Origin of the sequence: Photorhabdus sp. CRCIA-P01 (assembly GCF_003545805.1) — a bacterium.
Classification (GTDB): domain Bacteria; phylum Pseudomonadota; class Gammaproteobacteria; order Enterobacterales; family Enterobacteriaceae; genus Photorhabdus; species Photorhabdus antumapuensis.
In genome coordinates, this window is the sequence record NZ_NMQR01000046.1 from 20,285 (window position 1) to 29,884 (window position 9,600).

General features: G+C 41.7%; 10 protein-coding genes. 2 read left to right on the top strand and 8 right to left on the bottom strand.

Features of this window, described 5'->3' with window-relative positions; genetic code table 11:
- The first annotated feature begins 99 nt into the window (after positions 1 to 99).
- Together D3222_RS19725 and D3222_RS19730 are read left to right on the top strand one after the other, a co-directional pair.
- A complete protein-coding gene (locus tag D3222_RS19725) occupies positions 100 to 1,386 on the top strand; it encodes an MFS transporter (RefSeq protein WP_118987659.1) in 1,287 nt (428 codons plus the stop codon).
- A gap of 202 nt (positions 1,387 to 1,588) precedes the next feature.
- Complete coding sequence (locus D3222_RS19730) at positions 1,589 to 1,840, top strand: helix-turn-helix domain-containing protein (RefSeq protein WP_118987660.1); 252 nt, start codon at positions 1,589 to 1,591, stop codon at positions 1,838 to 1,840.
- Positions 1,841 to 2,206: 366 nt separating this feature from the next.
- On the opposite strand, the gene D3222_RS19735 is transcribed toward D3222_RS19730, so the two are convergent.
- The 8 genes from D3222_RS19735 to D3222_RS26500 all read right to left on the bottom strand — a co-directional run bounded on the left by D3222_RS19735 (position 2,207) and on the right by D3222_RS26500 (position 9,258).
- Positions 2,207 to 2,410: a hypothetical protein gene (locus tag D3222_RS19735; RefSeq protein ID WP_118987661.1), complete on the bottom strand. Its 204-nt coding sequence runs from the start codon at positions 2,408 to 2,410 to the stop codon at positions 2,207 to 2,209.
- A gap of 206 nt (positions 2,411 to 2,616) precedes the next feature.
- Positions 2,617 to 4,131 carry an MFS transporter gene (locus D3222_RS19745; RefSeq protein WP_118987670.1) on the bottom strand — a complete coding sequence of 505 codons (1,515 nt, stop codon included), beginning with the start codon at positions 4,129 to 4,131 and terminating at the stop codon, positions 2,617 to 2,619.
- A 51-nt stretch (positions 4,132 to 4,182) separates the two neighbouring features.
- Positions 4,183 to 4,788, bottom strand: a complete 606-nt coding sequence (locus D3222_RS19750) for a DUF1062 domain-containing protein (protein WP_118987663.1) — start codon at positions 4,786 to 4,788, stop codon at positions 4,183 to 4,185.
- 622 nt (positions 4,789 to 5,410) lie between these two features.
- Positions 5,411 to 5,803: a HipA N-terminal domain-containing protein gene (locus D3222_RS19760; RefSeq protein WP_118987665.1), complete on the bottom strand. Its 393-nt coding sequence runs from the start codon at positions 5,801 to 5,803 to the stop codon at positions 5,411 to 5,413.
- A 3-nt stretch (positions 5,804 to 5,806) separates the two neighbouring features.
- Positions 5,807 to 6,058, bottom strand: coding sequence for a helix-turn-helix domain-containing protein (locus D3222_RS19765; RefSeq protein ID WP_118987666.1), 252 nt, complete (start codon positions 6,056 to 6,058; stop codon positions 5,807 to 5,809).
- Between the two features lie 191 nt (positions 6,059 to 6,249).
- The gene (locus D3222_RS19770) at positions 6,250 to 7,023 is read right to left on the bottom strand and encodes a ribonuclease T2 family protein (RefSeq protein ID WP_118987667.1); all 774 of its coding nucleotides are present in this window, start codon (positions 7,021 to 7,023) and stop codon (positions 6,250 to 6,252) included.
- Positions 7,024 to 7,107: 84 nt separating this feature from the next.
- Entirely contained in the window at positions 7,108 to 9,063 is a 1,956-nt protein-coding gene (locus D3222_RS19775; protein WP_118987668.1) for a bifunctional 2',3'-cyclic-nucleotide 2'-phosphodiesterase/3'-nucleotidase, read from the bottom strand.
- A 63-nt stretch (positions 9,064 to 9,126) separates the two neighbouring features.
- Positions 9,127 to 9,258: a hypothetical protein gene (locus D3222_RS26500; protein ID WP_255417047.1), complete on the bottom strand. Its 132-nt coding sequence runs from the start codon at positions 9,256 to 9,258 to the stop codon at positions 9,127 to 9,129.
- Between the last annotated feature and the right edge of the window lie 342 nt (positions 9,259 to 9,600).

The window sequence follows — 9,600 nt, forward strand, 5'->3', positions numbered from 1 at the left end:
GACGCTTGCAATATAACGTCTGTCTGATAGTGAAGTAAAACTAAGCTAAGTATTTAAAAATTTTGAATGCTGAAAAAATATTTAATTGTAGGGTTTGAAATGAAGCAGAATACGAGTGGTTTTTTAGGACGAATAGGTATACCCAGCACATTATCATGGGGATATTTGGGTATTTTGGCCTTTATGATTGGTAATGGAATAGAAATAGGCTGGCTAAGCCCCTATCTGGTAGATAATGGATTAAGTATCCAGGACGTTTCCACACTATTTAGTATTTACGGCATAAGTGTAGCCATATCTTCTTGGTTTGCTGGCGTATTTTTTGAGGCATTTGGGGCTAAACGAACCATGCTAGTAGGCACAATTTTTTGTGTTGTTGGCACCGTAGGTTTCGTCAGCCTAGGCTTAAAAGAAATGTCGTATCCACTTTTATTGATGGCACAGGCCATTAAAGGTTTCGGATATCCGCTATTTGCCTACTCATTTTCAGTGTGGATTGCCTATAGAAGTCCTGTTGTCAAACTCAGTACAGCATATGGATGGTTTTATTTTGTTTTTTCAGGCGGAATGCAAGTATTAGCCACTTTTTATGCGAGTTGGGCAGTAGAAGAATTAGGTCATATTAATACGTTATGGACAACACTGATATTTATTATTGTTGGCGCTTTTTTTGCTCTGGTTCTCAATCGCGATAACATTAAACCCCAAAGTAACAATAATACCCTTGAAAATATAAAGGAGGTTTTGAAGGGGATAACTATTCTTAAGGAATATCCAAAACTATTTATTTCTTGTATCCTTCGAATCATAAATTCACTTTCTCAATACGCCTTTCCTGTTTATTTACCGGTATATATGATTTCTCAGGGTTTTACTACAACTCAGTGGCTAGGCATTTGGGGAACCGCTTTTACGAGTAATATTCTATTTAATTTGGTCTGGGGTATAGCAGGAGACAAAATAGGTTATAAAAGGACGATTATTTGGGGTGGCGGGGTCCTGACTGGCGTTGCTTCATTGCTTCTGTTTTTTGCACCACAATTTGTTGGAACAAATTACGCCATAGTACTCATATGTGGAATTTGCTGGGGAGCGGGTGTCGCAGGTTATATCCCGTTGGATGCAATGTCCGCTAATCTGGTAGAAAAAGACAAAGGAGCTGTCATGTCAGTACTGAATTTAGGGACGGGTTTATCTGTAGTGATTGGCCCTGCCATTGTTGGTTTATTTATAAATAGCCTAGGGGCAACTGGTGTCACTTGTATCATTGCTACGCTTTATTTTGTCGGTGCTTTGATTACTAATTTTCTGGATGAACCTGAGAGGGTTTCTAAAACCATTATTCAATCCGACTCTATTACAATGAATAAGCTTCCAAACTCATAAATGCGTGTTTAATTGGTCACGTATTCAAATTGTATATGATTTTGTGTTCATGGATATTAGTAAGAAAATTTTTGCCAGTGTGTCTGTTATCGCCCTTGTGATAACGGTTCTGGTGGAAAAGGTTTTGTTCACCGGAAATGAACACTGGCTCATGGAGCCTGTTTGAATCACCATCATAAACCAATAGGAGAAGTAAGCCGATATGATAACGACTCAAAACGACTGGCATCCAGCAGATATTATTGCTGAATTGCGTAAACGTGGCACAACACTTGCCGCATTATCACGGGAATCGGGACTGAATTCATCGACACTATCAAATGCATTAGTTCGCCGATGGCCTAAGGGAGAAAAAATTATTGCGGACAAACTCGGAATACATCCTTCAGTTATTTGGCCCAGTCGATATTTTGATAAAAATGGAAATCCTATTAAGCAAAAATTTTATAAATAATGGGATTAATTATAATGATAAACATTCTATCTATTCCTGATTCAAATTCAATATGATTATTCCGAGGTAAAAATATAAAAATATGTTTCATTCGAGCAATCTATGTATACCTAATAGATTTCGAGTTGCAACGCGGCGGCAAATGAACGAATCCTCAGGAGCATAGACAACGATGTGACTGGGGTGAGTGAAAGCAGCCAACAAAGCAGCAGCTTGAAAGATGAAGGGTATATAACTCAGATCTGGCAATTTCTTTATATGAGGTGATCCTTGAAAAAGCCGCTAAAGAATGTTCAGAATCATTGTTGAACCGGTAAGGTTCCGGTCATCTCACCTTGCGTTGTCAGATAACAACAAAATGGGATATTAACTAAAGGGATGACCTGGCCAGGGGAGCTGCTCATTCAACCTCCAAGTGAAGATAAGGAAGCGGTAGCGTGCAGGGCCGGCACCGGCTATCAAACCATGAATGGTACGTTCGGTCACGCCATTACGGGTAATAGTCAATGATGCACGGCTACCCAGTTGTTCATTCAGGGGAATATCAAGGCTAAACCCAGACGTACCCATGAAGCTAAAGGAGCAACCAGGTTCGCCGCTCCAAGTTAGGCTAGTCGTTGTCCGACTGATAGATGAGGAAAGGAAGCGGCTCGGAATACCTGGCCGAGGAACTAACCCGGCGAGCCGTCAGTGTGTTGGGTCAGGGAACCAGCAAAAACGCGGCTCCCTTATTCAACCATTAACTTCCGATTAAGAAGCGACGGGTGTCACCTATTTCACTGACGATGAATCACGGCATGAGATGCATCACTCTGTGAGGAGCGGCGGAAATTGAACCATACCGACACCGCTATTATCAGGAGAAGCAGGGACGCAGCGCCCATCACAGAAAAAACAGCCTCGTCGAACGCTGACTTAGCCAGGCTGACCAAAGCCTGCCCCGCATCCGGTGCCATGCCTTTTGCCGCAATCAACGCGCCATCAATACCATCTTTAGCCGCATCGTAGATGGGAGAATCCACTGGAATTTCAATGAAATAGCTATAGATGACTGACATAATGCTACCCATGATAGCAATGCCCAACCCGCCGCCCAATTCATAGGAAACCTCTTCAACGGATGCCGCCATACCTGCCCGATTTGGCGGTACAGCCTGCATGATAGTACTGGACGCCGCAGTCATTGTTGCCCCAATACATGTCCCCAGCACAAAAAAGCAAACTACCTGCAAAGGTAGAGGCATCGAGAAACTCGCCATGAGAGCCAGTATGGCAAAGGCATACACCAACAAAGAGGTAATGAGGAATCGTTCACTGCCTAAACGAGGAAGAATCCAACCACTCACAGGACTTGCGACAATCGCGCCCAATGAAAAAGGCAGAAAATAGAGCCCGGCTTGCAAAGGTGTTAATGACAATACCAGTTGCAAACGCTGGCTTAACACCAGATTAATGCCCATCAAACAGGCGGAAGCCGCCAGCCCAGAGATCACCGCAGATGAGAAGGCCGGACTTTTGAAAAGGTTAAAATCAATCAATGGATGCACACTGCGTTTCTGCCGTCGAATAAACAGCGCCAGAAAACCTATCGTCAGGGTGAAAGCGGCCAATATCCCGATATAGGAGGGATCTTGTTTAGCAAACTCCTTGATGGCATAGGCGAAACTTATCAAGACAACCATGATCTGCAATGAGCCAATAAGATCCCACGGATGAGACGAATCTGTTTTCGCCGTTGGGACAAACAACCACGACAGAATTAATGTCACAATCACCAGAGGAACGTTGATCAGAAACACTGATCCCCACCAAAAATATTCAAGCAATAAGCCGCCAATCAGGGGACCTATTGCCGCGCCGCCAGAAGCAACCGCTGTCCAAATCCCAATGGCAAATGATTTCTCATCTTCATCTTCGAATGTCAAAGCGATAATCGACAGTGTGGCAGGCATCATTATTGCCGCCCCAACCCCTAATAATGCCCGAGAAACAACCAACATTTCCGGCGAATAAGAGTAGGCCGCTATCAAGGATGAGAATCCAAAGATTACGAGACCATAAACAAACAACCGCTTATGCCCGATGCGATCTCCCAAGGTACCTGCGCCTAATAACAGCCCAGAGACGACAAGAGGATAGATATTCACTATCCATAACTTTTCCGTTGTATTCGCCCCCAAACTGTGGGTCAGACTCGGTAACGCGGTATATAACACTGTCATATCGATAGCAACCAGCGATAACGCGACTGAAACAGCCGTGAGCACCCACCATTTCTTTATCATATTCATTTCATTCATCCACTCTTACTGCCATGTCATCTCCAGGAAACCTGGCGTCATTTAGACGCAATAACTATCATATTCTTGCAATAAATTGTTAACATTAATACTAAGAGTGATATCTCGCTTTAACTTTTTATTTAATTCCGTTTCGGCTACTCCCTGAATAGTGCCTTGATCAACGAGCCTGGCCACTCGACTCCGTGACAACGAAAGCTTTTTGGTCAAGATTGAGATCAATCTGATAGGAATAGGATATTCAAGCTGTATTGTGATCTCCGCCGCTGGAATTTGAGCGATGTCCTGAAGCTCTTTACCTTCTATGATAAAGTCAGGAGCAGCGCCGAGTTCAGCTCTATTTTTTGCCAATACGTGATAATCAAAAGCATAGCGTCGTATTTCATCTTGATCATTATGCAAAAACCGTTCATACAAATTGCTTTCCAATTTGTTGACATGAATCCTGGAAAAAATATCAATATTCCACGTGTAATCACACTTTTCACATTTATAGATACTCCACACATCCAAAACTTTCTTTTGCGCATTAACCCTAAAAGTACCGGCTGGATAAAACTCCTTTTTGACTTCACAGCCAGGGCAACGTTTCAAAATGGCCTGATAACTTACAGGCTTTACTAACCAAATAACATTTCTATTTGTCATATATAGATCAACATTTAAATTGATTAAGTTAATTACGGATAAATTAGTCAATTTCAGATCTAATTTTGATAATATTCTATAACATCAGATCTTGAAACCCTTTATCAATTCGTTGCTTAGGTGACATTGATGTTTATGTTTTGCAGGTCTCTATACAGTACACAGCATTCAGATAACAGAAGAGAGGGAATGGCCTTGACGTGAATTGCCGTAAGCCTGCGAGCAGCGTTTTATCTCATGTTTTTTCTGGGTAGTTTTCTGCATCAGGTGCCATCCATTTCGGGATATAAGCGCCATAATAGACATAATTCGATCCAGTTAGTGTTATGTGTTGATTTAGCGATTGATAAAATCGTTCAAACCAGATTGAGCGCCCTCAAAGGAATCAACTATTTTACCAAGCTATTATCATTAATGATTTCAATTAATACTTTCCGCTACTTTTTTCATAAAAAAACATCACAAAAGAGAAAAAGAATGAAACCCAAAAAACGAGAAATTAAAAGATTAATATTGCCTTCTCTAGAGAGAGTAAGGATTAAATACAAATTCGAGACATATTTCCTTAGTGGGAAATTGTTCGTTATCTTATGGCGATCACACCACCTTTCCTGTAACTGATTTATCCAGCACGGAGTTTTTTAGCCTGCTTATCAAGCCCCTCAAAGATCGGTTCGCTAATGTTACTTGGGAAGTCCTTGGGCAATTCACGCGCAATTTGGTCGATTACAGCGCCTGACATTTCCCCCATTTGCATCATCAGGCTTTCGGTTGTCTCATGAGAAAATCCGACGTGCTGAGCGGTAGATGAAAAATGACGAGGCTGGATATACGCCCAGTTATATTGGCGATTCTTTCCTCGTAGTGCCATTGGCAATTTGAAGATATGACTCGTGGGGGTGCTTCCCTGGGGGCGCCGCCATTCATCTTTGTATTGAAATGACATCGCACCAGTGCCATCACGAAATAGCGTTCCTACCTCAAAACCATTAAGTGCAACCGTCAACGCCTTCATTGATTACCACTCCTCTTTCCAACCGGTACTCGTCCTTTGTGAACCCCCGCGCTCTGATACATGAAGCTCCAGTTCCAGCGCGGAGAGTAACTTAAACAACGTCTCAATCTTACTGCCCTCTGGATACTTCTCGAACCCCGATACCGTGCTCTGTTTAATACCGACCCGATCAGCTGTTTCCCGCTGAGTCAATTTGCTTTTTTTACGGGCCTCTCTCATTGCAAGTGCAAGCATCGCTGGTGATGTAATCTTCATAATTATCCCCTATAACGGATAAATACAAAATATACCCTGTAGGGGATAAAATCAAGTTTATCCTCTATAAAGGATAGGAAAGAAAATATCCTCTGAAAGGGATATATCGACTATTAAGAGAAGTAAACCTGACCCACGCTACCGCGGGTCAGGCACATCACTGTGATCTTCCTTTATAGAAAGAAGAACAATCACAACTCACGCTTTGGACAATCAATCACTTCGAAATTTTTGCTGTAGCAAATGTAAAATTCATTACGATTGATCTGAATGGCTTTCCCCTTCAACGATGGGTTATTTTTCTGGAGGAACTTAATTAACTGTTCATTAGATGGACGATCACTCGGCAATACCAATCCATCGAACAGTTCCTGCTGTTTACTGAAAAATTGATCTGGCGTTGCAAACGCGCAAACACCATGTTTTTCCCACTCAGCTTGTAACAGATCTGCCCCTGGAGAAGCGCACAGATAAGGTTTAATCACCTGATAATCCAGTGGCGGCAAATCCCCTTTACAAAGACGTGGATGTTTGCGGACATCAGACCAATCACGGCACTGCGTCATTGATTTACTGTTGCAGGTTTGTGCCCACAAGCCGTGAATTACCCAACTAAATTTGTTTTCGGAGAAACATTGCAATTCAAACTTTTCATATTCACGCTGCGCTTCAGCAAATTTGTTACTCTTTTTCAGGCGCTCAATATTCTTTGCTTTGCTCTTACAAAATGCTGGCGAATAACTAATAGCCAGTTTGAAGTAATCTGTCGATGCGGTTGCGTTCTGACCATAACGGTCATTTTTGGCAACGAAGTCATAATCTTTCGGCGGAGTAGCAGGTAAGATACAAGATGCCTCCTCTTCCCATGCCGATAGAGATGCCAACGAGTCAGTCACTTCTGGTTGCTTCACGCAACCTACAATCAGTAAAACGAATATTGCTGATAATAAATTAAAAAAACGCATCTTAATTCCTTTATGGGAAATTATTTCCCTGTTGATGGTAAACAAACAAAAACCCGCCCAAATTAGGGCAGGCGACTATTAAAATTATTTTTTTTCAGTCAGATCAATTTGATACACCGCAAAACCGATATCATCATTTTCCAAATATTGCACTGGATATTGAGAAAATGCGTTGATGAATTTCGCCGCTTTCTCACTTGGAGACGTTTCGAAACGGATATCCAATTTCTTGTCAGTTTTGATTGGCATAATCGACCAGTTATTCTCTGCTTTGGTCGTTACTATCCCTTTCTGTTGAGACATTTTGACAATGTAAGCAGCCAAAATGGCGCGGTTCTCATCCGGTGAAGCGAATGCGATGTGATCTTCGCCTGTGCCGGCAAATTTACCGCCATAGGCGCGGTAATTATTGGTAGCAATGAGAAATTTAGCTTGAGGATCGATCGGTTTACCTTGGTAAGTCAGCTCCTTAATACGATTCGCCCCTTGATTGATGATCTGGCAATCAACGTCATATTTAGCGGGCTGAGTCAGATCAATCTTATAATTCACACCACTAATCATGTCGAAGTTATAAGTACGGAAGCCGCTCCAGTTCAACAGATACTGTGGCTGAGTTGAATTTGGATCAATCTGGTTATACATGCCGGCCGAACACTCCAACCATTCAAGCACATCAGCGCCGGTGACCTTTACAACAGCCAGTGTATTGGAATAGAGATATAAATCTGCTGCGTTACGGAAGGTCAAATCACCTTTTTCAACTTCAACAAACTCTGCGGGTGCATTTTTACGTCCGCCAACTTTGAATGGCGCCGCAGCAGCCAGAACAGGAATATCGGCTAAATCGGGATCACCTTGAATAAAACGCCGCGTGTAATCGGCTTGTGCATCATTCACAATCTGCACTGTCGGGTCACTTTGAATCAAAGCCAAATAGCTATACATATTGGCAGACGCTTTGCCAATCAATTTGCCTACAAAACCCTGCGTTCCCTGATGAGCTTGATCGATAATTTTTGCCAACTCACTATCACGCTCAACCAGTGCCTTTTTATTCACTTTGTCATAAATCGGGCGCGCTTCCGCTTTTGCTTCCGTCACTTTCCATGCCCCGCCCTCGTTGTCGATAACCATATCAACAACACCTAAATGATCACCCCATTGGCCGGGCATAACAGCCGGAACACCGTTAACCGTACCTTTGGCAATATCAACGCCTTTAATGTCTGCAAATTCTTTACTTGGAAACACACCATGTGAGTGACCAAACATAACCGCATCAATGCCTTTAACCTCACTCAAGTAATAAACCGAGTTCTCAGCCATTGCCTTATAAGGCTCCTTGGAAAAGCCGGAGTGAGGAATAGCAATTATCAAATCCGCACCCGCTTTTTTCATTTGAGGAACAAATTTTTTCGCGGTTTCAGTAATATCGTTAACGACAACTTTCCCATCCAGATTGACCTTATCCCAGATAACAATCTGTGGCGGTACAAAACCGATATAGCCAATCTTGATGGTATGATTTTTACCCTCTCGGTCTTTTACCGACGTATCAACAATAATATAGGGGGTGAAATAGTTCTTACCGGTTTTCGCATCCATGATGTTGGCATTGATATAAGGGAACTTCGCACCAGCAATGGCTTTTTTCAGATAATCCAAACCAAAGTTAAACTCGTGGTTACCAAAGTTACCCACGGTATAACCCATTGTATTCATTAACTGATGTGCTGGATGAGACTCCCCTTTTTTAAGACCTTTTGCTGCCACGTAATCAGCCAGTGGGCTACCTTGAATCAAATCACCGTTATCGACCAGAATGGTGTTAGAGGCTTCTGCTTTGGCTGCTTTAACTAAACTCGCTGTGCGTACCAAACCAAATTGTTCTGTAGGCTTATCCTTAAAGTAATCAAAATCAATCAGGTTACTGTGAACATCAGATGTTTCCATTACCCGCAAATCAACTGTTGCAGCATGGACATTACATGCGACCAATAAGGTTAATGTGGAGACTTTCAACACATTGTTAACCATTTCACACCTCTTTTTTAGGTAGTTTAGGAGGACTCAAAATCAGCTCTCCTTATCACTGTCAACTTACAAGTACAGACAAGCTCCCGTTTCCAGAACCGTCTGTTTTTTATTTTCATAAGCTGGATTGTCGCTGTGCACATCATCATATGCCGTTTCAACGAACAAACGCAGGCTATTGTACTGAGAAATTGCCAAACGTTTATCTCAACCAACAAGATAAATCTGTTTTTTTGTGGTTAGGGTCTTTTCATTTTTAACACGGTTTAATTTAAGTTAAGTAAGAACAAAATATCTATAATGCTTTGTATTTAATTATTAGCTTTATTTCTGGACAAAAATCTCTCTATTCCATTGAACCGGTAAAATATTCAGGCTAATAAATACCACTCATAATATTACCGTATAAAACAAATTTGTTAACAAATTGTAAATACCTTTAAGCAATCAATTATTATCCATATTATGGTTTCCTTATATAAACTTTTATGGTTTTTAATGATAAAATAATCGTTAATTCAGGTTATAATGATTGAATAC